Below are 25,810 nucleotides of genomic sequence, written 5' to 3' on the forward strand. Positions count from 1 at the left end.
TGCGGATTCCGTGGTCGATGTTCGGGCGTTGGACGGTATGGTTTCGCGTTGGGCTGCGGATGATCGTCGGCGGGTGCGCCCGGCGTTCGATTATCGGCGCGCAGTTGCTGCGCCGCAGCCTTTCGCGTCTGCGGACGATTATAGGGCCGTGCTGCTGCCGGCAATATCCAGAGGATATCCGCAGACCGATGTCACTCAGCCAACGGCGGTTCTTCGCTCGCCGCCATCAACGTGCCGATTCGCGCCGGACTGAACGGCGGCCGCGGCGCGGCGGCCTGCCAGCCGAAGTACAAGCTCGCCGCCGCGCCGCAGATTCTGCCCTGACAGGCGCCCATTCCGCAACGCGTATGCAGCTTGGCGTCGCGCCAGTCGGGATAGGCGCGCACTTCGCCGAGGCTGACGTCTTCGCAGCGGCAAAGCAGCGTGGCGTCGGCGGGCGCTACAAGCGCGGCGTCGCGCAACGCAAAGGCCGTTTCGACCCGGCGGCCGAAGCGGCGCCAGCGCGCTCGTTGCGCATGCAGCACGGCACGGCTCGCGGCAGAGCCGCTTGCCGACAGTCCCGCGAGTTCGCCTTCGACGGCCGCCAGTTCCGCGCCGCCGATACCGGTGCACTCGCCCGCCGCCAATACACCATCGACCGAGCTCCGCTGCTCGCCGTCGACGACGATCTCGCCCGCTTCGTTGATCGCGCAGCCGAGCGCGTGCGCGAGCGTGACGTTCGGCACGAGTCCATAGCCGCATGCAACGCGGTCGCAAGCGAGCGTCACGTTCCGCTCGCCGCGCCGGATTGTCACGCGCTCGACGCAGCCTTCGCCGTGCGCCTCCTGCACGATGCTGCTAGTCCAGTAACGCAATCCCGTGAAACCGCGCGTCATGCCAACGGCCTGGCGCAGCTTCGCCGGCTCGCTGATCAACGAGGCGCCGAAGCGCGCAACCTCGAACGCCGATGCCTGTTCGACCACCGCCACCACGCGCGCCCCGGCCACGCGCGCGGTGGCGAGCGCGGCGATCAGCAACGGACCGCTGCCGGCAATCACGATCCGTTCGCCGCGCACCGGCATGCCGCCTTTGATGAGCGCCTGCAGCGCGCCGGCACCGGTCACGCCGGGCAAAGTCCAGCCCGCGAACGGCAAAAGCCGCTCGCGCGCGCCGGTCGCGAGAATCAGGCGCTCGTACCTGATGCCAACGCCGCCGTGCCCGCCCGATTCCAGCAGCAAGCCGTGCGCGCCCAATGGCGCGATCACGCGGGTCGACGAAAAATACGTGACGTTGCTTCGCTGATTCAAGTCAGCAAGCAGTCTTTGCAACGGTGCTTGCGGTGACCGGCCCGGACCTTGTCTCCAGATCTGGCCGCCGGCGCACGGGTTGTCGTCGAGCAGCGCGACGGTGACGCCCTCGCGCGCCGCCGCATCCGCCGCGTTCAATCCGGCCGGACCGGCGCCGACCACGACGATATCGAAGTGCTGCGTCATCGCGCGTTCATCACATGAGGGACGCTGATGACCTGGCCTTCGCGGCACAGCGTCTGACAGGCCAGCGCGTGCGGTCCACCGTCGATCGTCACGCGGCACTCCTGGCACACGCCCATGCCGCACAGCGCGGCGCGCGGCTCGCCGGCGACCGAAATCCGCGTGCCTCTCACGCCCGCGAGAACGAGCGCGGCGGCCACGGTCGTGCCGGTTTCGACTTCGATGCTTTGGTTGTCGATCGTCACGCGAATGCGCGTCGCGCCGGGGCTAATCATGAGCCACCACCTTGCACGCAAAACGGGCCGGCAAATAAGGCTCGACGGGAATCGGCGCGGCGCTCGCCGTGATCTGCGCGGCGAGCAGTCTCGCGGTGGCGAGCGCGGTGGTCACACCGAGGCCCTCGTGGCCGACGGCGAGCCAGACACCTGGCGCGAAATCGCCGGCCGGGCCGATCAACGGCAGGCCATCCGGCGACGCCGCGCGAAAGCCCGTCCAGGCGCGAACCCCATTGAGCGTCGGCAAGACGGGCAGATAGCGCGCGGCACGTTGCAGCATCCGCGCGAGTACCGGCATCTCGACGGCGGGATCGGTGGTGTCGAACTGACGCGACGAGCCGATCAGCAATTGCCCCGTGGGCCGCGGTTGCGCATTGAACGCCACCGAGGTGCCGGCCGCATGATGCGCGCTCTTGATGTAGCCGAGTTCCAGCAACTGATGACGAATCAGCGAGGGATAGCGGTCGGTGATCAGCAGATGACCCTTCTTCGGCTGCAACGGCAACGGCTGCACCAATTGCCGTGCGCCCAGGCCGCTAGCGACGATCACGTGCGCGGCGCCGATGCGTTCGCCGTTTTGCAGCGTCACACCATCCGCGCGGACCGCCGTAACCGGCGTGCGCAGCCGCAAGCGGATATTCGCCGCTGCGGGAGACTGCGTCAGCAGCCACTCGGCGACGGTGGGCGCATACACGATGCTGTCGTGTTCGACGCGCAAACCGCCCGCCATCGACGCCGCCAAGGCGGGCTCGCACGCGCGCAACGCGGACGCGTCGAGCAGTTGCGCACCGATGCCCTGCGCCTCGAACGCGGCATGCATCGCGCGGGCGGCTTGCCATTCTTCGTCGTCGGCCGCGACCCAGAGCGTGCCGCAGCGCGCGAACGCGTCGCGCGTGCGCAACCGCGGCGCGAGTTGCAGCCACAAGTCCCGCGAGTAACGGCTGAGCGCGAATTCCGCCGGCGAATCGTTCATCACGACGATGTGGCCCATGCCCGCCGCCGTCGCGCCGCCGCCGATGCCGTGCGCGTCGAGCACGTCGACCCGCATGCCTAGCGCGGCCAGCTCCGCCGCGCAGGCCGCGCCGACGATGCCGGCTCCGACGATCAGCGCATCCGCTGTCATACCGTGGGAATGCCCCACGCGAACGGGTCGCGCTCATCGAAGCAGAGGCGCCCTTCGGCCATGATGTGCGCGTGGCCGGTAATGGTTGGGATCACCGCAACGCCGTCGCCTGCGTGACGATAGCTGGCCTCGAACACGCTGCCGATAATGCTCTCCTGCCGCCACACCGCGCCTTCGGCGAGTTTGCCGTCGGCGGCGAGACAGGCGACTTTCGCGCTCGTGCCGGTGCCGCATGGCGAGCGGTCGTACGCGTTGCCGGGGCAAAGCACGAAGCTGCGGCTGTCGATGCTGTCACGCGAACCGGGTGCGAAGAGTTCGATGTGGTCGATCAAGGCGCCGTCCGCGCCGGTGACGTGTTGCGCGATCAGCGCATCGCGAATTGCGGAACTGAAGGCGGTCAACTCGACGATATGCGACGCTTGCAGCACATGCCCATGTTCGGCGACGAGAAAGAACCAGTTGCCGCCCCAGCCGATGTCCCCGCTCAATACGCCATGACCGGGCACGTCCACCTGCACGGCTTGCCGGTAGCGATAAGCCGGCACGTTGCGCACGGCGACGCTGCCGTCCTCGTTGAGCGTCGCCTCGACGATGCCGACCGGCGTCTCGATCCGATGACGTCCTGGCCCGATCCGCCCCATGTGCGCGAGCGAAACGACGAGGCCGATCGTGCCGTGCCCGCACATGCCGAGATAGCCGACGTTGTTGAAGAAGATCACGCCGGCCGCGCAGGCGGGGTCGTCCGGTTCGCACAGCAGCGCGCCCACCACCACGTCCGAGCCGCGCGGTTCGGTGACGACGCCGGCGCGCCAGCCATCGAAGCGGGTGCGGAATACGTCCAGACGTTGCGCCAGCGTGCCGCCGCCGAGATCCGGGCCGCCCGACACCACGAGGCGGGTCGGTTCGCCGCCGGTGTGCGAGTCGATGAAGTCCAAGGTTTTCATGACGCCCATGGTAGGAATGCCGGGCGTTCGCGTCTTGGTGCGCTTACGCGCGGATTGTGACGATTTTGGCACAATCCGGCCGGTGGCTTACGGGCAGGTTACTTCGTCGAAACGGATCATGGACCGTGCCGGCGCCACGAGCGGTGAGCAAGACCTGAAGCGCATCGCATGTCGCTGGCAATGCATCTTCGAAGGAAACCGCCTTTTATCCCGCAATATGCGGAACGGCTTGAGCGAGCGCGGGTACAGGCATATCGCCTATGCCGGAATCGTCATTCATAGCGCGCGAATCGCGCAAGACGGCGGCATTTTCCCTGCTTACACTGCGCCTCGACACATCACAATCAGGAGAGCAGTCGTGGCGCATATCTGGGAAGGCGTATGGCCCGCGGTCACCACCAAGTTTCACGCGGATTTCAGCATAGACCGCGCGTGGACAGCGAAGAACATCGAGGCGCAGATCGACGCGGGTGTGGACGGCATCATCGTATGCGGATCGCTCGGCGAAGCGTCGACGCTCTCGCTCGACGAAAAGCTGCAGGTGCTCGACATCGCCGTCGAGGCCTCGCAAGGCCGCGTGCCGGTGTTATTGACGATCGCCGAAAACAGCACGCTCGACGCCTGCCGCCAGGCCGAAGCCGGCGGCCGTCGCGGCGCGGCCGGTTTCATGGTGTTGCCGGGGCTGCGCTATTTGTCGGACCGGCGCGAGACGCTGAATCATTTCCGCAACGTCGCCGATGCAAGCGCGTTGCCGCTGATGGTCTATAACAATCCGCTCGCCTACGGCGTCGACATGACGCCCGAGATGTTCGCGGAGATCGCCGACGAACAGAAGATCGTCGCGATCAAGGAATCCTGCGGCGACGTGCGGCGTGTGACCGATCTGATCAACGCGGTGGGCGACCGCTTCGCGATTCTGTGCGGCGTCGACAATCTCGCGATGGAAGCGATGCTGATGGGCGCGCACGGCTGGGTGGCCGGACTCGTATGCGCGTTTCCGCACGAGACGGTGACGATCTACAGATTGCTGAAGGCGGGGCGCCTTGAAGAAGCGCGAGCGATCTATCGCTGGTTCGCACCCTTGCTCGCACTCGACGTGTCGCCGAAGCTCGTGCAGAACATCAAGCTGGCCGAGACGATCGTCGGATTGGGAACAGAGCCGGTGCGCCCGCCGCGTCTGCCGTTGGCAGGCGACGAGCGCAAGGCGGTGGAAACGTTGATTCGCAACGCGATTGAAACGCGGCCGGCGCTGCCGCGAATCTGAATCACGTTTGATTTTTGCCGACCGGCCGCTAGCAATCGCTGGCGGCGGCTGTACGCGGTGGTGCGATGGATGCGGCGGCCACCGCCTCATTCACCTTCGATGCGGAGGCGAATTCAGGCGACCCGCTTTTGCTCGTCGGCGGATTCATCTTGCCGCAGATGCAGCAGGCGATAGCCGCTTTTATAAACCGGTTGCAGTCGGAACTCGTTTTGCGGCTCGATTTCGAGCAACAGACGCAGCCGCGAGACGTGGCTGTCGATCGTGCGGGTGAACTCGCGGAACTCACGGCCCCACACCATCGCGAAGATGTGATCGCGCGACATCACACGGCCGATGTTGGAGAAGAACAGCGACGCCAGCCGGTATTGCGTGCCGGAGAGTTGCGGCGAATCGCAAACCTTGAAAAGCAACCTATCTATTTGATTTTTAAAGAACAGTCTCGCGCCGGTCAGCACTGAGATTGTCACGGTTTTCAGCCTTTTAGAGGGCATCATCAGCGTTTGTGGGCACAGTTTGGGCACACTCCATGGCGCTCAATGCGGCGCGCGACGCGGCATACCCATCATCGAACAGACGCTGCCGGATCTCGAGCGGCATGTTGCGGTCGAGCGTCGATGCATAGCCCGTCTCAACGAACGCCATGCACGCGCCGGCGGCCTGCGCCGCGCTGACGTGCGTTGATTCGCAAGCGGACAGCATCAGGTCGATCAGCCGCATCGAGAACTGGTGCGGCCACAGCCGCGTTTTCGGCTTGAGCGGCAATTCCATGCTGACGAGCTGCACCCCGAGGCGCGGCACGCCGTCTACCTTCAGCCGATCCACCGGGATGTTGTTCACCATGCCGCCGTCCGAGAGCAGCGCGTCGGCGATCGAGACCGGCGCGAACACAAACGGAATCGACGTCGATGAGCGCACCGCCAGCGCGACCGGCACGTCGGGCGTCGCGGCGCGCGAGAAGTCGAAAGCCCCCTCGTTCGCCACGTTCGATGCAACGGCCGTGAAGTCGATGTCCAGCTCGGCGAACGTCTTTCCCCCCGTGTGTTCCTTCATCCACGCAAGCAGCGTGCTTCCGTCGCAGAAACCGCGAAGGCGCAGCGCGGCAAGCGGGCTGAACGACATCATCCCCGACCAGTCGTGCGTGAGCGCCAGCGTTTTCATGTCCGACAGCGACATGCCGGCGGCGTACAGCGCCGCGCAGATACTGCCGCCCGAGGTTCCGGCGAGCTCGATCGGCTGATAGCCGGCGGCCGCGATCGCCTGCAAGGCACCGACGCGGGCCGGCACCTTGAAGCCCGATCCGCTGAATGCAACGCGGATCGGCTTGCTCATGACGCGATCGTGCCGCTGGCCGCCGCCGGCGCCGGAGTGGTGGTTGACGTCGGCGGCTGCAGCGACAAAGCGGTGTTGATGCCGGTGACCACTACTCCCACCGCGACGGTCGCCTGCAGCTTCTGTTGATCCGTCAGGCTTGAATTGGCGATCACCGTCACGACGACCGGGAAAGTCGCCTGCACGAGTTTGCGGATATCGCCCGTCGTCACGGTCACGCCAGCCGCGCAAACCGCATTGACGTCCGGCTGGATCTGCTCCGTTAGCGTGGCCTGCGCGCCGCCGGTGAAGATGCCTGACTTCTTCAGCACGTCGATCTCCGACTGGACGCCGGGGCAGACGTTGGCCGCGATCTGGGCAGGGGTTTGCGTCGGGAGCGACTTGCAACCGACGAGAGCGACAGCCGCGAGAAGGCCTGCCGCCAGCAGCATAGAGAAACGTTTCATGTTTGATCCTTCAGTAAAGGGCGGGAAAAGCTGAATTACGCGGCAGGAGCAGATTTGGCTGAGGCGCGATTCTTGACGAAGTCGATACCGGCGTGGATAGCGGCGCCAAGCAAGCCGGTAACCAGCACTGACACGCTTTCCGGCACCGGCACATGGACAAGGGCCGATAGCGCCCAGCTAACAGCAGGCTCGAGCGTGGCGGCAGAAACTGTGATGCCACCGGTATTTAGTGCAGTCGAAGAATTCATAGGCAACTCCGGAAAATAAAAACCCCGCCGAAGCGGGGTGTGGTTGGTCATTAAACCAACTGGTTGCAGGTTTCACTCAAGCGCAAGCGGGATGTGAAGAAGCGATGCGGCGTGGGCGCGCAGGAGCGGTTCGAGGGGTGTGAAAAGATCGAGCATTATGCTATTTTTAGCGATTGTTTGTCAGGATTGCAGATTATGTTGGCATGACGCTTCATGGCGCGGGGGCGCCATCGCCATGGTGCTCACACCGGCGCTGATGGTCAGCAGTAGTGCCGCAGGTTGATCATCGTGTAAGCGAGGGTCTTGAATGCATAGTGGACCGGGCTCAGACGCTCGAAGCGAAGCAGCAGGCGCCGGAACTTGTCCTCCCAGGCGAAGACCCGCTCGATGGTCCTGAAACGCTCCTCAAAAATGGCTGGATCAAAGCGCAGTTTGCGGCCCCGCTTCGGCGCTTTACGGCCACGCGGATTTTCGGGAATGTTGGGAATCATGCCCCGATTGAAAATCGCCTTGCGGTTGGCCCGGCAGTCGTAGACGCCGTCCAGGCTGACCGTTGAGCCTTGCAGGTCCATGCCAATGGCGCGGGCCATGTGGTTCAGTCTGGGCAGCGCGTCACGCAGCAGCGGCGATTCGTTGCGGTTGCCCGGGGCAGAAACGAATGGAGCGATCACGTTGCAGCGGCGATCGCAGAAGGCGACCACCTTGTCGCCTTTCAGGTGCTTGTGTCCGCTGTACCCCAGGTTGTCGCCGCCCTTCTTCGCGGCAGTAGTCGTGCCGTCGCCGTGGATGACCGTGAGCTCAAGCAGGCCGTCCTGATGAAGCTTGTGCACCGAGCCGGAAAAAATCCTGTCGATGCAGCCATCGGCCTGCCACCGCCGCAACGCCCGATAGATACGCGTGTAGTGGATTTCAGGACGACCTTCGTCATTCTTTTCGATCGGCAACGCCTTCCACTGACAGCCCATGTACAGCAGCTGAAGGACGTAGTTGAAGATCTTGTGCAACCCCAGCGTCGGTGCCGGTCCGCGCCGACCCGTGCTCAGATGCGGCAAGACAAATTGCTCGAACTGCTCAACGCTCAATTTCGTTGGAATCGCTTGCCCGCATTGACTTCCAGCCATCCGTAACATCCACAAATCCGGACTTTAACCGATCTGGCAGCGCAGATCACCAGATCCAGTCCTGATGCGGCTCGCAGACAAATTTAGTCGCATCAGAAAACCCGCAACCACTTGACAGCATAGAGGCGGCCACAACCGCCTCGGCATCGCGGTGTTGATGGTCTACCTGCGCTATCCAGGCCGGGTGCTGGGACCTGCCGAGAAGCCGCATGCGCCGATCATTGGAATCGTCGCGGCGCAACTGGGCGTTACGCCGGCGGTGTGGGACGTGTACGCCGCGCGTGACGAAACGCGCCGGGAACACCTGCAAGAGCTCCTGGCCCGGCTGGGTCTGGTGCAATTCAGTCGGCGTCACTATCGCGAGCTGGTCGATCTGTTATTACCGCTCGCGATGCAGACCACGCGGGGCATCGTGCTTGCACAGGCCGCCGTTGACGAACTCCGGCGTCGGCATGTACTGTTGCCGCCGGTACCTGCGCTCGAGAAGCTATGCGCGGCCGTTGCCACACGTGCACAGCGCGAAGTGCACCGCCTGCTGACGACGCCGTTATCAGGTGAGCAGCGCTCGGCTCTCGACCAACTCCTGTTGCCGCTCACCGATCGCCCCGTCAGTAAGCTGGCCTGGTTACGGCAATCGCCGGGCGAGCTCAGTGCGAAAGCCGTTCTCGCACATATCGAGCGCTTGCAGGCAATCCGATCGCTCGGTCTGCCGGAAGGAATTGGCCACACGATCCATCAGAACCGTCTGCTTCGTCTGGCGCGTGAAGGCGGCCAGACTGCTGTCTACCAGCTCGAGGAATACGAGACCGATCGACGTCACGCCACGCTGGTGGCGATTCTGCTCGACACCGCCGCGACGTTGACCGATGAGATCCTGAATCTCCACGATCGGCTCATCGGATCCTTCTTCACCAAGGCCAAACACAAATACGAAAAGCGCTTTGCAGCCGATGGCAAGGCGGTCAACGACAAGGTACGCCTCTATGCAAAGGTCGGCGCAGCACTTATCGCGGCGAAGGAGACAGGCGAGGATCCGTTCCGGGCGATAGAGGCCATCGTGCCGTGGGATGCGTTCACAGCGAGTGTGCGGGAAGCGGAACAACTTTCTCGCGATGCGGAGTTTGACTCCATGGCACTGCTCGTCGACCATTTCACGCAGCTGCGGCGCTATTCTCCGACGTTCCTCGAAACCTTCGATTTCCGTGCGGCGTCGGCGCGTCAGGACCTGATGAACGCGATTGAAGCTTTGCGCGAGATGAACCGAAGCGACGCCCGAAAAGTGCCGGTCGATGCGCCAACGGCCTTCGTCAAACCGCGTTGGGGGCGGTTCGTGTTTAAGGAAGGCGGCATCGATCGCAGGTTTTACGAGCTTGCCGCGATGAGCGAATTGAAGAACGCGCTTCGTTCGGGCGACGTATCGGTTATCGGAAGCAGGCAGTTCAAGGATTTCGACGAATATCTGATACCCCGTGCAACGTTTGATGATCAACATCGCGAGAACCGACTCGGGCTGGTCGTGGAGGCTTCGGCGGGGGCCTATCTCGACGAGCGATTCGCCCCCTTGCGCGAGGCGCTCGACGAAACGGCCCGGCTCGCAGCGGCCGGCGAGCTACCCGACGTTGAACTGAACGAAAAAGGACTCAAGATCACGCCGCTCGACGACGCAACCCCGGCGGCGGCCGACATACTCACGCAGCAAGTCTACGACCTTATGCCGCGCGTAAAGATCACAGATCTGCTGCTCGAGGTCGATCAGTGGACCGACTTCACCCGGCACTTCACTCATCTGAAAAGCGACTCGGAGCCGCCGGACCGGACACTGTTACTGACCGCGCTCCTTGCTGACGCATTTAACCTCGGGTTGGAGAAAATGGCCGATGCCTGTCCTGGCACGAGCGTGGCGAAACTTTCGTGGCTGGTGGCCTGGTATATCCGCGACGAGACCTATCAGAAGGGGTTGGCCGAGCTGGTCAACTATCAGCATGGCTTGCCTTTCGCGGCATATTGGGGCGAAGGCACGACCTCGTCATCGGATGGTCAGCGGTTCCGCGCCGGTGGGCACGGTCAAACCTCAGGATATCGCAACGCAAAGTATGGCAACGAACCCGGCGTGCTGTTTTATACGCACATCTCCGACCAGTACGCGCCGTTCCACACCAAGGTCATCAATTCGCCGGTGCGTGATGCTACCCACGTGCTCGATGGCTTGCTGTATCACGAGTCGGAGCTGCGTATCGAAGAGCACTATACGGATACCGCTGGTTTTACCGATCACGTGTTTGCGCTATGCCACTTCCTGGGATTCGAGTTTGCTCCGCGTATTGCCGATCTGGCCGACAAGAATTTATATGTGCCGGGCAAGGCGGGCGACTGGCCAGCGCTGTCATCGCTAGTCGGTGGTTCGATCAATCGGAAACTGATAGAACGGGAATTCGATGACTTGGTCCGCCTGGCCGCGTCGATCCAGCAAGGCACCGTGACGGCTTCGCTTATCTTGCGCAAACTCAGCGCGTATCCGCGACAAAACGGCCTCGCTATCGGCTTGCGTGAACTCGGCCGCATCGAGCGCACGCTGTTCACGATGAAATGGCTCCAGGACCCGGCATTGCGCCGCCGTGTGTCTGCCGGACTGAACAAGGGCGAAGCCCGCAACTCGCTGACACGGGCGGTGTTCTTCTATCGCTTGGGCGAGATACGGGATCGTTCTTACGAAAACCAGCGATACCGGGCCAGTGGCCTGAACCTTGTGGTAGCGGACCAGGGCAACGTAAACCGGGTGGCCAGCACCATGTAATCGGGCGCCGCTGTCGTGGCGTCGACGACGTCTTTCGCCGGCAGTGATTGTCCAGACGGCGTCTGGACCTTTTCGGGAACTTCGGATTTTCCAGACACTGTCTGGAAAATCTCCGCGGCCGGCCAGGCAGAATAAAACGCGCGCATGCTGGCCAGATTGGCCCGGCCGAATCCGCGTCCCAAACGGCGCGTCAGATCGTCCGCGAGTCGGGCGATCAGCGCCTGTCCGTAACCGGCGCGCGTCTGGCCGCCCTGCTCACTGGCGACGATCCGCCGCCCGATCTCCCAGTAGGCGGCGGTCATCACGGCATTGACGTTGCGTGCCGCCGTGCGGCGCGCCGACTCGACGACATTGACCACTTCCTTGTGCAGCCCGGCGTAGTCGCCGGGTGCAATCGCCACCTTCGTCATGACGCGTTGACGGCATCCTTGAATGCCTTGCCGGCCGTGAACTTGACCGTTTTCGCCGCAGCAATCTCCATTTCGGCGCCCGTGGACGAATTGCGGCCGGTGCGTGCCGCGCGCTGCCCCATCGAGAACGAGCCGAAACCGATCAGTTGCACGGCATCGCCGGCACTCAGCGCGTGTTTGATCGCCCCGAGCACCGCATCGAGGGTTTCGCTGGTAGCGGCCTTGGTGTCGCCGGTGCTAGCAGCGACTGCGTCGATGAGTTCCTGTTTGTTCATGAACAATCCTCTTCAGTGACGGAAACCCGAACCCTACCGCATCGCACGGCCCACAGGCAAACCTGGGGCCACCTGATGCCAACCGACATCGGCGGCGCCCTGCCCTTTCCCCTGCGCCCCGGTCGTTAGCGACAACCAGAAAACGGCCCTTTTCCGCGTAGGCAAAAAATTCGCTACATCTGATAACTGGAGTTATCGCGAGTGGTGATTTTGGTTGTCAGATTCGTGCATGCCGCTGAGGCACTGACCAAACCCGTAGAGCCGCAGCGCTACTGCTCGTCGCCCAATTCGGCCTCGATCTCTTCGATCGACGGCAGTTCGGTCGCCAGCGGCTGGGGAATTTCGCGTAAAAGCTGGTATTCGGCCACCCCCATCGGCTTGGCGATACCACGAAGCGCGTACTCGGCGACCAGCCTGTTGTGTTCCTTGCAGAGCAGCAAGCCGATCGTCGGTTGATCGCTGGGCGCCTTCAATTGCGCATCGATCGCCGACAGGTAGAAATTCAGCTGCCCGGCGTATTCCGGCCTGAACGGCGTGGCCTTCAGTTCGACGACCACGTAGCAGCGCAGCTTCAGATGGTAGAAGAGCAGATCAACAAAGAACTCGTCGCCACCAACTTCGAGCCGGTACTGCCGACCGACGAATGCAAAGCCGGCACCGAGTTCAAGCAGGAATTTCGTGATGTGTCGGGTCAGAGCATGTTCCAGATCCCGTTCCTGCGCATCCTCACTAAGGCCGAGAAAGTCGAAGATATACGGGTCTTTCAGGCTGTCCCGCGCAAGATCGGACTGCGGCGACGGCAGACGCTCCGGGAAATTCGTCACCGCGTTGCCCTGGCGGTCGCGCACCCGGGTTTCGATCTGCATCACGAGGACGTTGCGCGACCAGCCGTGCTCGACAGCCTTCGCTGCGTACCATTCACGCTCCTCGCGGGTGGCCAGTTTGTCGAGCAGCGTGCACAGGTGGAACCATGGCAATTGTGCAGCAGCCTGCTGCACAAATTCGCCGTCGGGCCACGCCTGCGCGAACGCACGCATGTATTTGAGGTTGCGCGGGGAAAAGCCGCGCATGTCGGGAAATGCTGAGCGCAAATCGCGAGCAAGGCGATCGATCACCTTCGCGCCCCACCCCTGAGCCTGCTGTCGCTGCGCGATATCCCGGCCAATCTGCCAGTAAAGCAGCACCAGGTCCCGACTGACGGCCAGCGCCGCACGTTGCCGCGCGCTCGCCACCCGCGCCTTCAGATCGTTCAGCCAGGCAGCGTAATCCGCACCAGCAGGCTCTGTGTTTGTCATGCCACTCATGTCCCCGGTCACCCGACGTTCACCGCTTCCTTGAATGCCTTGCCGGCCGTAAACTTCACCGTCTTTGCCGCCGCGATGCGGATCTCCGCGCCCGTGGCCGGATTGCGGCCGACGCGCGCGGCGCGGGCACCGCTGGCAAATGTACCGAAGCCGGTCAGTTGCACCGCTTCGCCGTTCGCGACTGCGCCCGTCACAGCGAGATGATCGCATCGATGGCGCCAGCGACGGACGCCTTGCTGTTTCCGGTCGCCGCAGCCACCGTCTCAATGAGGTCCTGCTTGTTCACGATTTCCTTCGTAGGGGTTACTGAGACTGCGTTGCAGTTGCAGGAGAACAACCACGTTACCGGAGGAGTCCCATTCCAGCAAACTGGAAAGGAATGGCGGCGCCCTGGAAGCGTTCCCGCGAATATCTCCGCAGCGCGGAGACAAAGATTCCCACTGTCGCAACGGCAGGAGAGCGTTTCAGAAAATCTGCCCGCCGAGACGCTCACGACTGGCCCATTTCACGTGGCTGCGGAACATGCGACCCTCCTCGCCAATCGATTCAATCACCGCCCGCTGGCCGCGTGCCTCAGCCACGACCTGCACGATCCGCTCGCCGTAACGCATGAGCGCACCGATGCGCGGGCGGGCGGCCGGCCGGCGTCTGCTGCTCATCGTCATGCCGCCGGATCCTTCGATACGCTCGCCGCGCGCCGCGACGACGCCGTTTTCCTGCCCGAACCGGTCTGCTTCGGCGCGCCCCGACCCGCTGCCGTCCCCCGACGTGGCGCCGGCGCGCTGCGCAGCTTTTGCCGGAGCGCTTCAAGCTCGTCTAAATACGCCGCACTGGCGCTGCGGGCGGCGTCCAGCCTGCCCTCCGTCACCCCGAGCTGCTGACGCAGATCGCCAAGCTGTGCCTGGAGCCTCTGACCTTCCGCACGATGGCGACTTTCGCTCTGCTCGGCCCGTCGCGCTGAGGCCTCCAGCTCCTTCTGCAACCGGATGGTCACGCCACGCTCGCGGTCAATCTCAAGCAGCGCACGGGCCTCGGCCGCCCTGAGCCGCTCCTGCGCCAGTTGGCCGTCCGCACGAAGCTTGTCCACTTCGGACGCGAAGTCACGCCGGGCGCCCTCGAGCGCCAGTTGCAGCTGCTGTTCACCCTGCTGGGCCGCCCGCAGACGATCCTGCAACGTCGCACATGTGGCGGTCGCACTGGCCAGCGCCTGTTCCAGCCCGCTGACGTGGCGTCGCGCGTCATCCAGTGCGCTCGCGCTGCCGGCCAGTTCCTGGCATAGCCGCTCGTATTCAGCCTCGGCCTTCGCCTGCCGGGCCTGCGCATCAGCGACAGCCAGCTGCGCCTCGTGCCGCTGAGCAGCGAGGCCGTCCTGCGCGACCCCGACGGCGCGCGTCCAGAGCGCGGCGGCCAGCTCACCGGTGGCGGACTGCAGTTCGGGCGGCAGGTCGGGGTGCTCGATACGCACCCGGCTTTTCTCGCGCAGGGTGGTCCAGAACCTCGACAGCGCCTCAGCCGGGGCGCTCATGCTGCCTTTCCTGACAAGTTGATAGAGCCGGTTCGCGGTCGGCGTGATGCCGTGCCGGAAGAACAGCAACACACAGACCTCGCGGTACAGCTCCTGGGTGTGCGGGAACTGCGCGCGCAACTGCTCGATTTCAGCGTGCAATTGCGATTCAGAGGCGACGGTGGGGTCCATGGGAAGACCTTGCGGGATTCGATAGTTAATAATACAACGTATAATGTTGCCTTCAGAACCCATTTGCTTTTAATTTTGACATTAACCGTATAATGTTGAAATCTAGCGCCGGGAGTGCGACACTCGCCGCGTGACACGCCCAACCCGGCCCGCACTGGTCCCCACGCCCCATGAAAACCGCCCTCATCGCGCCGCGCCCGCTCGATGCGCTCGAACTGCCCGCCGACCTCGACGGTCGTGACGGCACCAATCGCGCGCGCGGACATACGCAGATCGCCGCCCGCGACGACCTCGCTGCGGTGCGTGCGTGGCTGGCACGTGTGGCCGACAAAAAGACGACGTTCGAGAACTACCGCAAGGAAGCCGAACGGCTGCTGCTATGGGCGATCGTACAACTGGGCAAACCGCTGTCATCGCTCACGCACGAGGACCTGCTGCTGTTCCGGCAATTCCTCAAGGACCCGCAGCCGCACGCGCGCTGGGTCGCCGACGGCGGCCGCAAGTACCCGCGCGATGACCCGCGCTGGCGACCGTTCTACAGGACGTTGCGCCCGAGCAGCCAGTACCAGGCGATGGTGATCATCAACGCGCTGTTCGCGTGGCTGGTCGAAGCCGGCTACCTGGCCGGCAATCCGTTGTCACTGTCGCGCCAGCGCGCCCGCCGCTCAAAGCCACGCATCACGCGCTATCTCGACCGCGAGCTGTGGCAGGAAGTGAAGCTTCACATCGACAGCCTGCCGAAGGACACGCCGCGCGAGCGGGAGCGCTACCTGCGCGCAAGGTGGCTGTTCACCCTCTTCTATCTCGGCGGCCTGCGCATCTCGGAAGTCAGCGGCAACACGATGGGATGCTTCTTCTGCCGGCGCGACGCGGATGGCCACGAGCGCTGGTGGCTCGAAGTGACCGGCAAGGGCGGCAGGGAGGGGCTCGTGCCAGCCTCCGCGGAAATGATGGTCGAACTTGGGCGCTACCGACGCGAGCGCGACCTGTCCACCCTGCCCTCCCGGCATGAAGAGACGCCGCTCGTGCTGCCGCTGGGCAAATCCATGAAGCCGCTTACCCGCGCGGCGTTGCACACAATCGTCAAGGCCATCTTCGCCGGCGCGGCGGAGCGGCTCCGGCTGCGCGGCGACGCCTTCGCGGGACAGGCGGATCTGCTCAAACAGGCCTCCGCTCACTGGTTGCGCCACACCGCTGGTTCCCACATGGCCGACGGCGGCGCCGATCTGCGGACGGTACGCGACAACCTGCGCCATGCCTCACTGACGAGCACCAATATCTACCTGCACACGCCCGATGAACAGCGTCATCGTGAAACCGAGGCAAAACACCGCATCGACTGGTAGTAGTCGCCGCCTGACCTGATCCGGGATTCGCGTGCGAGGCGGATCAACGCCTCACAGCCCTGATGTCCGGGGCAGACTGATACCCACCGTATCCTGTGCGAGAATCCTGTCGACGCGCGATAGCGCTGCCTCCTGACCGCCCACGGAAACCGCTGAAGTTAAACCGCAGGTACTCGCCAACCGTCGTGGCGTGGTGTTTGGCCTCGTGCGCCAGAACAACACGATCGAATGCGTGATCACAATCGCGGCACTGGAGACCCATTTCTGGCTTGAACCAGGGGCCAGTGAGACCCGGATCGCGACGACATTCCGGAACAGGTAGCGGTGGACAAATCGACGGCGATATTCGGCCATACGCAATGACCGTTTTGGCAGGCTTTGGGCACGAATCGGCACGCTATGCAGCCGAAGCATTTGAGCAGATTTCCGGCGAGAACTCGCTTGGAACTGGCGCGGCGCAAGTCGCAGCGGCCGGTCGACAGCCAGGCGCACTCTCGCGGATCGAGTCTCTTATGAATGAACTTCTTGCCACGGTCCCGGACGACAAACCGATACCACTAGCGACTCGCGACCGACTTTATGAGCTGTCTTGGGCAATCGCTTTTTCAGGTGAATCTGCAAAAGACCACGAAGCACCGGTTATTAGGCTTATGGGACGGCACGTGCAGAGTGCTGCGCCGCCGTTCGGAGTGGTTAGTCTTCATCCGAAGAGGATGTGCGAAGTTATGTCCAAAATCTATGGCGACAGCGAGCGTGTGAATCGCGAGTTCTCGTACTGCGCGGACGACACTCCATTGGAGTCGTATCCCCAAGGGGCGTTCGCTTTCGCACCGGCGCACAGCCAGTGAGACACGTTGTGTGGCGCCTGGCTTGTTGGCGATCCCCCTGACGCGTCCGTCCGCTGACATATAGGTAGCGGACGTTAGAAACCTCTCGTGCGTTGACCGCAACGGGTCGACAAGGGAAATTCGCGCCGAGGTTGGATAGGTGACTGACGGGCGGTAGGAGAATTTCCGGGTTCGGCCACTTGCTGCCGCTCGCACAGCGCGCTGAGCCGACACTCGAACGGCTGGTCCACTCCGGGAACTGCCCGATATCCAATGCGAACATCTCGGCCGGAGCTGACGTTCGGACATTAACCGTGCTATGCCTGCTCCCCGCTCTAGACCAGCCATTCGTCGTCGGCACCAAAACTAAAATTTAACACCTGTTGTAACTCGCAAGAAAATGCAGATCTGGTGCGGCGAGCGCCCATGCACCGGCCTAAGGGCTCCCTCCGCCCTAAGGCACAGACGTACAGAAGAACTTCCGAGAAGCTCCTTAAGGAAGTCGCGTTCCGGCGCGCCTTCCAAGGCCCGGTTGGCGAATTAAATGGCGAGACACTACCGCGCCAACCAACAGGGTTGATAACGAGACGGACAATGCTGGCAATCGCCGGCGGGCATACATAGATGCCGCGCCGGCGCAGCAACAGGACGCTCAGACCGGCTTGAAGCAATACACCGCAAGTTTGTTACCGTCCAAATCGCGCACATAGGCTGCATATGCGTTTGGTGCCCATCCGCGCGGACCGGCCGCGCCTTCGTCGCGAGCGCCGGCATCCAGGGCCGTGGCGTAGAACGCATCCACAGAAGATCGATCGGGCGCTTCGAAAGAAACGGTAACGCCGTTACCAACGGTCGCTTGGTTCCCATCGGCCGGCTTCACTACAAAAAAGGACGGAGTTTCCTCGCCCCAGATCGATCCATTGTCGCCGAGATCGGCAATGCGCTTCAGCCCGATCTTGCTGAGCACGCTGTCGTAAAACGAACGTGCTTTGTTGAGATCGTTTGTTCCTAAAGTCAAGTGAGTAAAGACTGCCATATACGTCTCCTTTGAGAGTGAGAGTGGGTTGAGTTTGACGAAAAATGCATTGCTAACCTGTTGGGATTCTTTCTTCTGAACGGCACAATTCTGTCGAGAAGATTTTCGCGTGATGAGCGATGTGATCTTCGATGAAAGTCGAGATGAAGTAATACCCGTGGTCGTAGCCTGCATGACGACGCAACGTCAGCGGCTGCCCCGCGGCCTTGCAGGCGGCCTCGAACACATCGGGATTCAGTTGCTCGGCGAGGAATTGATCCGCGAGCCCCTGATCGATCAGAATGCCCTGCGCGAACTTGCGCTGCGCATGCGCGACCAGTTCGCTCGAATCGTATTGCTTCCAGGCCGCACGGTCTTCGCCGAGATAACCGCTGAACGCCTTCTCGCCCCACGGGCTACGCGAAGGCGCGGCAATCGGCGCGAACGCCGACACCGAGCGATAAATCTCAGGATTGCGCAGCGCCAGCATCAACGCGCCATGACCGCCCATCGAATGCCCGAAGATGCCGAGGCGCGCGCCGTCCACCGGCAGATTCGCGAGCGCCGTCTCGCGCAGCTCGTCACGCACGTACGAGTACATCCGATAGTGCTGCGCCCACGGCTGCTGCGTCGCGTCGACATAAAAGCCCGCGCCCACCCCGAAGTCCCACGCCGCGCTTTCGCCCGGCACGCCCGCGCCGCGCGGACTGGTGTCCGGCGAGATCAGCGCGATGCCGTGCTGCGCGGCGAAGCGTTGCGCGCCGGCCTTGATCGGAAAAGTCTCTTCCGTGCAGGTCAGTCCCGCGAGATAGAACAGCGCGGGCACGTTCGCGTTGGCCTGCAAGGCCTGCGGCGGCAAATACACGGAGAAGCGCATCGGCAGACCGATGGTCTGCGAGTCATGCCGGTAGATACGCTGCTCGCCGCCGTGGCAGGCATGCTGCGACAAAAGTTCAAGCATCGCGATGCTCCTTTTTACGCGGGTCAATAAAGCACGACGGAGCGGATCGACTCGCCCTTCTTCATCAGATCGAAGCCTTCGTTGATGCGCTCGAGCGGAAGACGGTGCGTAATCAGGTCGTCGATATTGATCTTGCCTTCCATGTACCAGTCGACGATCTTCGGCACGTCGGTACGGCCGCGCGCGCCGCCGAACGCCGAGCCCTTCCACTCGCGGCCCGTCACCAGTTGGAACGGACGCGTGCTGATCTCCTCGCCCGCCGCCGCCACGCCGATGATGAACGACTGCCCCCAGCCCTTGTGCGTGCACTCCAGCGCCTGGCGCATCACCTTCGTGTTGCCGATGCATTCGAACGAGTAATCGGCGCCGCCATCGGTGAGTTGCACGATGTGATCGACCACGTTCTCGACGTCGTTCGGGTTGATGAAGTGCGTCATGCCGAATTTCTTCGCCAACTCGACACGGCCGGGGTTCAGATCGACGCCGATGATCTTGTCCGCGCCGACCATCTTCGCGCCTTGAATCACGTTCAGGCCGATGCCGCCGAGACCGAACACCACCACGTTCGCGCCCGCCTCGACCTTCGCCGAATACACAACCGCGCCGACGCCGGTGGTCACGCCGCAGCCGATGTAGCAGATCTTGTCGAACGGCGCGTCTTCACGCACCTTCGCGACCGCGATTTCGGGCACGACGATGTAGTTCGAAAACGTGGACGTGCCCATGTAGTGGAACAAGGGCTTGCCGTCCAGCGAGAAACGCGAGGTCGCGTCGGGCATCAACCCCTTGCCTTGCGTCGAGCGGATCGCCTGGCACAGGTTGGTCTTGCGCGACAGACAGAACTTGCATTGGCGGCATTCCGGCGTGTAGAGCGGAATCACGTGATCGCCCTTCTTCAGCGTGCCGACGCCGGGACCGACATCGACGATCACGCCCGCGCCTTCATGGCCGAGAATCGCCGGGAAAATGCCTTCGGGATCGGCGCCGGAGAGCGTGTAGTAGTCGGTGTGGCAGATGCCCGTCGCCTTCACTTCGATCAGCACTTCACCGGCGCGCGGCCCTTCCAGATCCACTTCTTCGATCGTCAACGGGGCGCCGGCTTTCCATGCGATAGCTGCTTTGGTTTTCATTGGTTACCTTTAAAAAGCTGGCGCATTAGCGCTCGCTCATGTACGCGAGGATGCGCGATTTGAGTCCGGGGCGCGACGCGGACCGAACCAGATCGGCGAGATCCTGATCCGGCCGCTCCCTTTCCAGTACGCGATACAGATGCTGTTGCGTCGTCGGATCAAGCAGTGTGGCAACCTGCAGCGCTTCGGCGACTGCATCGGCGCGTCCGTCTGCTTCGACCAGCCTCGTGACGAGGCCAATATCCGCCGCCTCCGTTGCGCTCATCTGCCGGGTCTGTTCGAGAATTTCGCGAGCCTTTGTATAGCCGACGACGTCGCCAAAACGCCGCGTGCCCAGCACAAGGCCAAAGCGCAAGCCGGGCATCCGGAAACTCGCATCGGCCGCGCTATAACGATGCCGGCATGCCGCAAAGAGATCGACACCCGCGCCGAAGTTGCGTCCATGGGCGAACGCAACCGTCAGACAGGGGGACGACGCCACGAGATGAAGCAATGTCTCGACCCTCACCAGTCGCAATAGCAGGTCTGCGTCGCTCTGGCTATCTAGGTCACCCTGATCGAAGCCCGCACTGAAGTTCCTTCCCACGCCCTGGAATACGAGCATTCTGGCGCCACTCGCATGCGCGTCGCCCACGCCCTGCAACAGCGCTTCGACAAGCGGCGAGTTCAACGCATTCATCTTGTCGGGACGGTTCAACGTGAACGCCCAGGATTGCGCGCTTCTCTCGATTTGGAGCTGGTCCGTCATTGTTTCTCCACTGCATGGCGCGCGGTGATACCGGCAATGATCTCTTCCGAATGTTCGCCGAGCCCCGGCGGCGCACGGCGTATTGGCAAGCCGTGCCCCGACAGGTTGATCGGCGATCCAAAAGTACGAGTCTCGACGCCGTTGGGCAACGTGAGCGGCTGGACCCACTGCATGTGCTCCACCTGCGGATCGGCGAGCACATCCGAATAATTGTTGATCGGCGCACAAGGCACGCCGGCCGCTCGAAACCGCTCGAGCCAGAATGGCGCGGGCTCGTCGGCAAAGATTGTCTCAAGCATGAGTCTGAGCTGGTCCTGATGACGCGCGCGATGGCTCGGCGTGGTGAAGCGGTCATCGTCGGTCCACTCTGGATGACCGAGCACCCGGCATACAGCGACCCATAGAGCGTTGTTGCCGGCGGCCATGCCGAAGTAGCCGTCACGGCAACGAAACACCTGGTACGGCGCATTGCGCGGATGAGCCGAGCCCATTTTTACCGGATCGCGACCGCTGCCGAAATACTCCGACGTCTGCAACGCGGCAATGCCGAGCGTCGCACCAAGCATCGAGATGTCGATATGCGAGCCCCGACCCGACTGCGCGACGCGCCGCAACTCAGCCGCAATCGAAAATGCGGCATACAAACCCGCAGAAAAATCGGCTAGGGGCACACCGCATTTGACCGGCGCACAGCCCGGCTCACCAGTGATACTCATGATGCCGCTCATCGCCTGCAAGGTCAGATCGAAACCACCTTCCTGAGATCGCGGCCCACTCTGTCCATACGCAGAAATGGAGCAATACAGCAGGCTAGGATTGATGCCTGCAAATGCGGCATAGCCAAGGCCTAACCGGTCCATAACACCTGGGCGGTTGTTTTCGATCAGCACATCGGAGTCACCTATCAGCGCTTTGGCAAGACTGACGTCTTCCGCGTCTTTGAGGTTCAACGTAATCGAACGCTTGTTGCGATTCAAAGAAGCGAAGTTCTCGCTGAATCCATCCGTGATCGGCGGCCATGAACGCAACGAGTCCCCGCCTTCCGGATGCTCAATCTTGACAACGTCTGCGCCCATGTCGGCCAACAGCATGCCGCAGAACGGCCCCGCTGCCACATTGCATATCTCGATGACTCTCACGCCCTCGAGTGCGAGCTGGTTATTCATTACTATTCCCATGGAATGTCAGTAGGCGCTCGTGCGCAGAATCACGTACCGGCGAAAATCGGCACGATGAACAGATAGACGAATCCGACAAAGCTCCCGGCCGTCAGAAAGATCACCAGGGTGAAGCCAAGCACCCGCTGCACGCCGACGCCCGCGATTGCCACTACGGGAATCGCCCAGAATGGTTGGAGCAGGCTGCCCGCCATCTCGCCAGCGGCGATCGCCATGGACGTGCCGGGCAACGATGCGCCTAGATGCATGGCCGCAGGAATGGTGAAAGGCCCTTGAACCGCCCAGTGGCCGCCGCCGCTCGGAATAAACAAAGTAATCAACCCCGACGCGAGATAGCTAAGGAACGGCAGCGTAGCCGTCGACGCGACATGGATGTAGGCATTGGCAACCACTTCCGCGAGTCCCGTTGCAGCCATGATTCCCATAATTCCGCCATAGAACGGATACTGAAGCAGCATCGGACCGGTCACCTTTGCCGCCTCGGTCACCGCGCCGACATAGCGACGTGGGCTTCCATGCAGACACAAGCCCGCCAGCAAAAAAATAAAAATCACAGTGTTGATATCGAGGCTGACGCCATGACGCGTCCACTCAATGGCGAGGTACGCCGCGCCCGCCACGACGAACACCAACGCACACAGACGAGAGCCTTCGAGCATGCCGGCGAATGAGTTTGCTCGCGACGAGTCGCCGAGATCAGGGGTCTTGTCAGCGGCTTCGAGCGCATCTTGCCCGGCCGCGATGATGTCGCCCTCTGCGGGCCGCATCAGAATGAAGATGACGGGGATTAGCATCATCGCCGCAAAGCCAGTCAGCAGATTCCACGTTGAAAAAACCGTATGAGACAAAGGCACGACGCTGTGCGTATGGTGCTCAACCAGATTCAGAGGATTGCCCGGAGAAGCAATCGACAACGCGATCGAACTGGACATACCGGTGAACGCCCACAGCACCCAGGAACTGTAGCCCGCTGCGACGAGCCAGGCGAAGTCCACGCGTACGTGCTTTGCCACCTGCTTCGAGAGCATGGCGCCGACCACGAGTCCGAAGCCCCAGTTGAGGAACGTCGCAATTGCACCGACTGTAAACACCAGAATGACAGCCGAACACGGCCCGACCGCAAGCCGGCTGAGGCGTTCCAGACCGGACTTGATGATCGGGGCACTCGCTAACGCATAACCGGTCACAAGCACTAGCACCATCTGGAACGCAAACGTGAAGATGCCAAAAATCCCCTTGTACCAGCCGCTTAGAATTACGTCTGGTGTGGCTTTCGGCGCGAACGCTATCGCGAATAACGCGGTCATGATGGTCAGCAGGATAACAATCACGAAGGGATCGGGCATCAGTCGTTCGAAGAGGTACACACACGAACCAACCGCCCTTTGCATCAACGACTTTCCCCCACGCCGGCCATGCGATGACGGTGGCGATGCGACGCCTAGCGGCGCCGAAGTTTCATGAGTTTTCACGATTTGTCTCCAGGCATTGAGCCAAATATTTATGGTGCGCCGGACGTTCGCTCGCACGTGGCGGGAGCCGGCACCCGCCACGCCGTCCACGTGAAACAGCTATTCAGGTCGTGACCGGCTCCTTGACGGCGGTCGGTCTATCGGCTGGCACGATCTGCAACTCTCGCTCTTTACGCTGAAGGCCCATCAGGATCTGGCGGGCGCGACGCAAAGCCTTGTCAGTCTTGAGGAAGAGTTCGGAATATCCGTCGTCCGGAAACTCCATCATTGTTTGCTGGCGTTCCAGCGCCCACTGATCCTGTGCGACAACTTCCGGGAACATTTCCGCGACGCGTTGCGCCGTTGGCATCGTCGGGTCGCTCAAGGTTCTGTGCCAGTTCTTGCACGACACGGACCAACGCCAGACCAGATTGCGCTCGTCGACCGGCAAATGGAGATGCAACAGTGTGTATCCGCGCTCCTTGTCTGTTCCGAGTTCACCTGGCGGCGCAACGCGCATCACGACTCGCGTGAGTCCCGGGGTCACCATGCAATGCGTATGAATCCGCTCTACCGTGTCGTACAGAAACCATTCCTTCAGATACGGCGGTTGCTGGTAGCTGTCGACGTGTCGGGTGGTTTTTACATACGTATATCCTTCGCTTTCGCCTTCTTCCAGTTCCACCGGAATCTTGCTGTTCTCCTTGTCGCCGATATTGCCGTCGTGCAATGGATAGAAATGTGTGATGTCGAGCAGGTTTTCGATCAGCAGAAGATAATTGGCGGGCACGTGCAGTGGGCCTGGAGAACCGATCGAAAGATTCGCAGGCTCAAGAATCTCCGGCGTGCGCGGTGGCGCCACGCGTTGCGCCGCTGCGGGGTTGCCCGGCCAGATCCACACTACGCCGTCCTGTTCCGTCACCGGGACCACGCTGAGACGCGCTTGCGAAGGAATCGCCTTATCCGGCTGGGAAGGAATCGCAATACATTGTCCGCTCGTGTCGTAGCACAATCCGTGGTATGCACACTCCAAACGTCCGCCGTCGAGCAGTTTGCTCTGCGAGAGCGGGAAGCGCTTATGGCAGCAACGGTCGTCGAACGCGACGACTTCACCTTTATCGGAGCGCCACATTACGACCGGCCGTCCGACTATCTTGTGTCCTTGCAATTCACCCTCGGGAAACTCGGATGAGAAACCAATGGGATACCAGCAATCCTTAACATATTCGAATGTGCTCATGATAAAACCGTCTCCAGTGGATTTTTTTGAGCAGGCGCATTGCACTGCGCCGGCTGAATGTGAAGAACCAGAAGCGCTGAACTAAAGGTCTAGAACAATTGACACGCTCTTTGCACGACTGCAGCAGATCATGATGAATTCTTCCCGATCGTCTTCATCGAGCACCGAGTCGCGGTGAAGTGGGTCACCCGAGAGATAGCGGGTCATGCATGTGCCGCAATAGCCTTCGCAGCACGAGGTGTCGACTTCGACTCCTTGCAGTTTCAGCGCATCGACGATCGTCTCACCCGGATGCACGGTAAGGCGCTTCTTCGAGCGCGCCAGTTCGACTTCGAACGGCGTGTCGGGATCGTCGCCAGCTGTCCGCACCGGCGAGCCCGATGCGGAGAAACGCTCGCAATGGACAGCGTCGCGCGGCCAGTGTCCGCTTGCCGCTTCGATAGCGTCCACGAGTCCTGCTGGGCCGCAGTAGTACAAATGCGCACCATCTGGACGGCTTTGCAGAGTCGCCTTCAGATCGAGTCCCTTGCTGGGGTCGCCGTTGTCGTAGTGGATCGACGCTAGCCCGCTGGCAACAAGACCGCACAATTCACGCGTGAAAGCGGTTCGTTGCGGCGTGCGGGCGCAATAGTGCAGATGAAATGCTTCGCCGCGACGCTGAACTTCGGCGACCATCGACATGAGCGGTGTGATTCCAATCCCGCCAGCGATGAAGATATGTCGGGTGGCTGAATTCGACAATGCAAAATGATTACGGGGCGCGGACACAGTGACGATCTGCCCGGCTCGTAACACATCGTGCATCGCCACTGATCCGCCTCGGCCGAGCGGATCACGCAGCACGGCAATCACATAACGATGACGCTCTGTGGATGGATTGCACAGCGAATACTGGCGAATCGCGCCGTCGGGTAAATGAACGTCAATATGCGAACCCGGGGTAAACGCAGGTAACGTGTCGCTGTCCACGCTAACAAATTCGAACGCATTGATGTCGTCCGCCAGATAGGAGACGGACTGCACGCGCACCTGCAGTTTCGAGGGCGCAATAGAATCCTGGCGCACGAGTGGGGCTTCGTGCAGAGTGATTGCATTCATGTCTTCCTCCATATGCTGCTCTGGATGGCAACTTCGGTGGCTCGGATCGTGTCGATCAGCGCGCCGTTGCTTTAGAGAAAGAGTAGAGGCGTCGACTTATAAGGACAAGCGAGTAATT

The 25,810-nt window shown here is 62.1% G+C and carries 24 protein-coding genes and 4 pseudogenes; 5 read left to right on the top strand and 23 right to left on the bottom strand.

Features of this window, described 5'->3' with window-relative positions:
• Positions 1-191: 191 nt before the first annotated feature.
• From CUJ90_RS19455 to CUJ90_RS19470, 4 genes are read right to left on the bottom strand one after another with little or no spacing between them, the layout of a single operon-like run.
• The gene (locus CUJ90_RS19455) at positions 192-1,472 is read right to left on the bottom strand and encodes an FAD-dependent oxidoreductase (RefSeq protein WP_114163720.1); all 1,281 of its coding nucleotides are present in this window, start codon (positions 1,470-1,472) and stop codon (positions 192-194) included.
• The gene (locus CUJ90_RS19460) at positions 1,469-1,744 is read right to left on the bottom strand and encodes a (2Fe-2S)-binding protein (RefSeq protein ID WP_114163721.1); all 276 of its coding nucleotides are present in this window, start codon (positions 1,742-1,744) and stop codon (positions 1,469-1,471) included. The genes CUJ90_RS19455 and CUJ90_RS19460 overlap by 4 nt, the downstream gene beginning before the upstream one ends.
• Positions 1,737-2,867, bottom strand: coding sequence for an NAD(P)/FAD-dependent oxidoreductase (locus CUJ90_RS19465; protein WP_114163722.1), 1,131 nt, complete (start codon positions 2,865-2,867; stop codon positions 1,737-1,739). The genes CUJ90_RS19460 and CUJ90_RS19465 overlap by 8 nt, the downstream gene beginning before the upstream one ends.
• Complete coding sequence (locus CUJ90_RS19470; protein WP_114163723.1) at positions 2,864-3,820, bottom strand: 4-hydroxyproline epimerase; 957 nt, start codon at positions 3,818-3,820, stop codon at positions 2,864-2,866. The genes CUJ90_RS19465 and CUJ90_RS19470 overlap by 4 nt, the downstream gene beginning before the upstream one ends.
• Positions 3,821-4,169: 349 nt before the next feature.
• On the opposite strand from CUJ90_RS19470, the gene CUJ90_RS19475 reads away from it, so the two are divergent.
• Entirely contained in the window at positions 4,170-5,075 is a 906-nt protein-coding gene (locus CUJ90_RS19475; RefSeq protein ID WP_114164662.1) for a dihydrodipicolinate synthase family protein, read from the top strand.
• Positions 5,076-5,188: 113 nt separating this feature from the next.
• On the opposite strand, the pseudogene CUJ90_RS19480 reads toward CUJ90_RS19475, so the two are convergent.
• The 5 genes and pseudogenes from CUJ90_RS19480 to CUJ90_RS33280 all read right to left on the bottom strand — a co-directional run.
• Positions 5,189-5,458: pseudogene (locus tag CUJ90_RS19480) on the bottom strand (winged helix-turn-helix domain-containing protein); the annotation flags it as partial.
• Between the two features lie 97 nt (positions 5,459-5,555).
• Positions 5,556-6,404, bottom strand: a complete 849-nt coding sequence (locus CUJ90_RS19485; RefSeq protein ID WP_114163724.1) for a patatin-like phospholipase family protein — start codon at positions 6,402-6,404, stop codon at positions 5,556-5,558.
• The gene (locus CUJ90_RS19490; protein WP_152035362.1) at positions 6,401-6,850 is read right to left on the bottom strand and encodes a hypothetical protein; all 450 of its coding nucleotides are present in this window, start codon (positions 6,848-6,850) and stop codon (positions 6,401-6,403) included. Before CUJ90_RS19490 ends, CUJ90_RS19485 begins: the two co-directional genes overlap by 4 nt.
• Positions 6,851-6,885: 35 nt before the next feature.
• On the bottom strand, positions 6,886-7,098 hold the full coding sequence (locus CUJ90_RS32420) for a hypothetical protein (protein WP_152035363.1): 213 nt from the start codon (positions 7,096-7,098) through the stop codon (positions 6,886-6,888).
• A gap of 260 nt (positions 7,099-7,358) precedes the next feature.
• Positions 7,359-8,219, bottom strand: coding sequence for a transposase (locus tag CUJ90_RS33280; protein WP_114163726.1), 861 nt, complete (start codon positions 8,217-8,219; stop codon positions 7,359-7,361).
• 115 nt (positions 8,220-8,334) lie between these two features.
• On the opposite strand from CUJ90_RS33280, the pseudogene CUJ90_RS19500 reads away from it, so the two are divergent.
• Positions 8,335-10,974 (top strand): annotated as a pseudogene (locus CUJ90_RS19500) (Tn3 family transposase); the annotation flags it as partial.
• Here CUJ90_RS19500 and CUJ90_RS19505 read toward each other — a convergent pair.
• The 6 genes and pseudogenes from CUJ90_RS19505 to CUJ90_RS19530 form a co-directional block, all read right to left on the bottom strand.
• Positions 10,926-11,423, bottom strand: a complete 498-nt coding sequence (locus CUJ90_RS19505; RefSeq protein ID WP_114163727.1) for a DUF1016 N-terminal domain-containing protein — start codon at positions 11,421-11,423, stop codon at positions 10,926-10,928. The pseudogene CUJ90_RS19500 and the gene CUJ90_RS19505 overlap by 49 nt on opposite strands.
• The gene (locus tag CUJ90_RS19510) at positions 11,420-11,698 is read right to left on the bottom strand and encodes an HU family DNA-binding protein (RefSeq protein WP_114163728.1); all 279 of its coding nucleotides are present in this window, start codon (positions 11,696-11,698) and stop codon (positions 11,420-11,422) included. Before CUJ90_RS19510 ends, CUJ90_RS19505 begins: the two co-directional genes overlap by 4 nt.
• Positions 11,699-11,967: 269 nt before the next feature.
• Positions 11,968-12,993 (bottom strand): PDDEXK nuclease domain-containing protein, encoded by a 1,026-nt coding sequence (locus CUJ90_RS19515; RefSeq protein ID WP_374710319.1) that lies wholly within the window; start codon positions 12,991-12,993, stop codon positions 11,968-11,970.
• A gap of 17 nt (positions 12,994-13,010) precedes the next feature.
• Positions 13,011-13,288 (bottom strand): annotated as a pseudogene (locus CUJ90_RS19520) (HU family DNA-binding protein).
• A 178-nt stretch (positions 13,289-13,466) separates the two neighbouring features.
• Complete coding sequence (locus CUJ90_RS19525; RefSeq protein ID WP_114163730.1) at positions 13,467-13,667, bottom strand: hypothetical protein; 201 nt, start codon at positions 13,665-13,667, stop codon at positions 13,467-13,469.
• Positions 13,664-14,698, bottom strand: a complete 1,035-nt coding sequence (locus CUJ90_RS19530) for a DNA-binding protein (RefSeq protein WP_114163731.1) — start codon at positions 14,696-14,698, stop codon at positions 13,664-13,666. Before CUJ90_RS19530 ends, CUJ90_RS19525 begins: the two co-directional genes overlap by 4 nt.
• A gap of 170 nt (positions 14,699-14,868) precedes the next feature.
• On the opposite strand from CUJ90_RS19530, the gene CUJ90_RS19535 reads away from it, so the two are divergent.
• From CUJ90_RS19535 to CUJ90_RS33605, 3 genes and pseudogenes are all read left to right on the top strand, one after another.
• Positions 14,869-16,044: a tyrosine-type recombinase/integrase gene (locus tag CUJ90_RS19535; RefSeq protein ID WP_073432855.1), complete on the top strand. Its 1,176-nt coding sequence runs from the start codon at positions 14,869-14,871 to the stop codon at positions 16,042-16,044.
• A 145-nt stretch (positions 16,045-16,189) separates the two neighbouring features.
• Positions 16,190-16,360: pseudogene (locus tag CUJ90_RS19540) on the top strand (DUF1488 family protein); the annotation flags it as partial.
• Between the two features lie 409 nt (positions 16,361-16,769).
• Complete coding sequence (locus CUJ90_RS33605; protein ID WP_268802017.1) at positions 16,770-16,892, top strand: hypothetical protein; 123 nt, start codon at positions 16,770-16,772, stop codon at positions 16,890-16,892.
• Positions 16,893-17,523: 631 nt separating this feature from the next.
• On the opposite strand, the gene CUJ90_RS19550 is transcribed toward CUJ90_RS33605, so the two are convergent.
• The 8 genes from CUJ90_RS19550 to CUJ90_RS19585 form a co-directional block, all read right to left on the bottom strand.
• The gene (locus CUJ90_RS19550) at positions 17,524-17,907 is read right to left on the bottom strand and encodes a VOC family protein (RefSeq protein ID WP_073432974.1); all 384 of its coding nucleotides are present in this window, start codon (positions 17,905-17,907) and stop codon (positions 17,524-17,526) included.
• Between the two features lie 52 nt (positions 17,908-17,959).
• Positions 17,960-18,847, bottom strand: a complete 888-nt coding sequence (gene fghA / locus CUJ90_RS19555; RefSeq protein ID WP_114163733.1) for an S-formylglutathione hydrolase — start codon at positions 18,845-18,847, stop codon at positions 17,960-17,962.
• Positions 18,848-18,870: 23 nt separating this feature from the next.
• Positions 18,871-19,977, bottom strand: coding sequence for an S-(hydroxymethyl)glutathione dehydrogenase/class III alcohol dehydrogenase (locus CUJ90_RS19560; RefSeq protein ID WP_114163143.1), 1,107 nt, complete (start codon positions 19,975-19,977; stop codon positions 18,871-18,873).
• 25 nt (positions 19,978-20,002) lie between these two features.
• Positions 20,003-20,725 carry an enoyl-CoA hydratase/isomerase family protein gene (locus tag CUJ90_RS19565; protein ID WP_073431988.1) on the bottom strand — a complete coding sequence of 241 codons (723 nt, stop codon included), beginning with the start codon at positions 20,723-20,725 and terminating at the stop codon, positions 20,003-20,005.
• A complete protein-coding gene (locus CUJ90_RS19570) occupies positions 20,722-21,891 on the bottom strand; it encodes a CaiB/BaiF CoA transferase family protein (protein WP_073431989.1) in 1,170 nt (389 codons plus the stop codon). The genes CUJ90_RS19565 and CUJ90_RS19570 overlap by 4 nt, the downstream gene beginning before the upstream one ends.
• A 41-nt stretch (positions 21,892-21,932) precedes the next feature.
• Positions 21,933-23,294, bottom strand: coding sequence for a TIGR00366 family protein (locus CUJ90_RS19575; protein ID WP_114163734.1), 1,362 nt, complete (start codon positions 23,292-23,294; stop codon positions 21,933-21,935).
• Positions 23,295-23,478: 184 nt separating this feature from the next.
• Positions 23,479-24,594: an aromatic ring-hydroxylating dioxygenase subunit alpha gene (locus CUJ90_RS19580; protein ID WP_073431991.1), complete on the bottom strand. Its 1,116-nt coding sequence runs from the start codon at positions 24,592-24,594 to the stop codon at positions 23,479-23,481.
• Positions 24,595-24,675: 81 nt separating this feature from the next.
• Positions 24,676-25,692, bottom strand: coding sequence for a PDR/VanB family oxidoreductase (locus CUJ90_RS19585; protein ID WP_161553704.1), 1,017 nt, complete (start codon positions 25,690-25,692; stop codon positions 24,676-24,678).
• Positions 25,693-25,810 lie beyond the last annotated feature (118 nt).

Source organism: Paraburkholderia terricola, assembly GCF_003330825.1.
GTDB classification, from domain to species: Bacteria; Pseudomonadota; Gammaproteobacteria; order Burkholderiales; family Burkholderiaceae; genus Paraburkholderia; species Paraburkholderia terricola.

Excerpts from the sequence above, each read along its gene's own strand:
- CUJ90_RS19455 (WP_114163720.1), bottom strand. The coding sequence starts at position 1,472 with ATGACGCAGCACTTCGATATCGTCGTGGTCGGCGCCGGTCCGGCCGGA.
- CUJ90_RS19460 (WP_114163721.1), bottom strand. The coding sequence starts at position 1,744 with ATGATTAGCCCCGGCGCGACGCGCATTCGCGTGACGATCGACAACCAA.
- CUJ90_RS19465 (WP_114163722.1), bottom strand. The coding sequence starts at position 2,867 with ATGACAGCGGATGCGCTGATCGTCGGAGCCGGCATCGTCGGCGCGGCC.
- CUJ90_RS19470 (WP_114163723.1), bottom strand. The coding sequence starts at position 3,820 with ATGGGCGTCATGAAAACCTTGGACTTCATCGACTCGCACACCGGCGGC.
- CUJ90_RS19485 (WP_114163724.1), bottom strand. The coding sequence starts at position 6,404 with ATGAGCAAGCCGATCCGCGTTGCATTCAGCGGATCGGGCTTCAAGGTG.
- CUJ90_RS19490 (WP_152035362.1), bottom strand. The coding sequence starts at position 6,850 with ATGAAACGTTTCTCTATGCTGCTGGCGGCAGGCCTTCTCGCGGCTGTC.
- CUJ90_RS32420 (WP_152035363.1), bottom strand. The coding sequence starts at position 7,098 with ATGAATTCTTCGACTGCACTAAATACCGGTGGCATCACAGTTTCTGCC.
- CUJ90_RS33280 (WP_114163726.1), bottom strand. The coding sequence starts at position 8,219 with ATGGCTGGAAGTCAATGCGGGCAAGCGATTCCAACGAAATTGAGCGTT.
- CUJ90_RS19505 (WP_114163727.1), bottom strand. The coding sequence starts at position 11,423 with ATGACGAAGGTGGCGATTGCACCCGGCGACTACGCCGGGCTGCACAAG.
- CUJ90_RS19510 (WP_114163728.1), bottom strand. The coding sequence starts at position 11,698 with ATGAACAAACAGGAACTCATCGACGCAGTCGCTGCTAGCACCGGCGAC.
- CUJ90_RS19515 (WP_374710319.1), bottom strand. The coding sequence starts at position 12,993 with ATGACAAACACAGAGCCTGCTGGTGCGGATTACGCTGCCTGGCTGAAC.
- CUJ90_RS19525 (WP_114163730.1), bottom strand. The coding sequence starts at position 13,667 with ATGACGATGAGCAGCAGACGCCGGCCGGCCGCCCGCCCGCGCATCGGT.
- CUJ90_RS19530 (WP_114163731.1), bottom strand. The coding sequence starts at position 14,698 with ATGGACCCCACCGTCGCCTCTGAATCGCAATTGCACGCTGAAATCGAG.
- CUJ90_RS19535 (WP_073432855.1), top strand. The coding sequence starts at position 14,869 with ATGAAAACCGCCCTCATCGCGCCGCGCCCGCTCGATGCGCTCGAACTG.
- CUJ90_RS33605 (WP_268802017.1), top strand. The coding sequence starts at position 16,770 with ATGTCCAAAATCTATGGCGACAGCGAGCGTGTGAATCGCGAGTTCTCG.
- CUJ90_RS19550 (WP_073432974.1), bottom strand. The coding sequence starts at position 17,907 with ATGGCAGTCTTTACTCACTTGACTTTAGGAACAAACGATCTCAACAAA.
- fghA (WP_114163733.1), bottom strand. The coding sequence starts at position 18,847 with ATGCTTGAACTTTTGTCGCAGCATGCCTGCCACGGCGGCGAGCAGCGT.
- CUJ90_RS19560 (WP_114163143.1), bottom strand. The coding sequence starts at position 19,977 with ATGAAAACCAAAGCAGCTATCGCATGGAAAGCCGGCGCCCCGTTGACG.
- CUJ90_RS19565 (WP_073431988.1), bottom strand. The coding sequence starts at position 20,725 with ATGACGGACCAGCTCCAAATCGAGAGAAGCGCGCAATCCTGGGCGTTC.
- CUJ90_RS19570 (WP_073431989.1), bottom strand. The coding sequence starts at position 21,891 with ATGAATAACCAGCTCGCACTCGAGGGCGTGAGAGTCATCGAGATATGC.
- CUJ90_RS19575 (WP_114163734.1), bottom strand. The coding sequence starts at position 23,294 with ATGCAAAGGGCGGTTGGTTCGTGTGTGTACCTCTTCGAACGACTGATG.
- CUJ90_RS19580 (WP_073431991.1), bottom strand. The coding sequence starts at position 24,594 with ATGAGCACATTCGAATATGTTAAGGATTGCTGGTATCCCATTGGTTTC.
- CUJ90_RS19585 (WP_161553704.1), bottom strand. The coding sequence starts at position 25,692 with ATGAATGCAATCACTCTGCACGAAGCCCCACTCGTGCGCCAGGATTCT.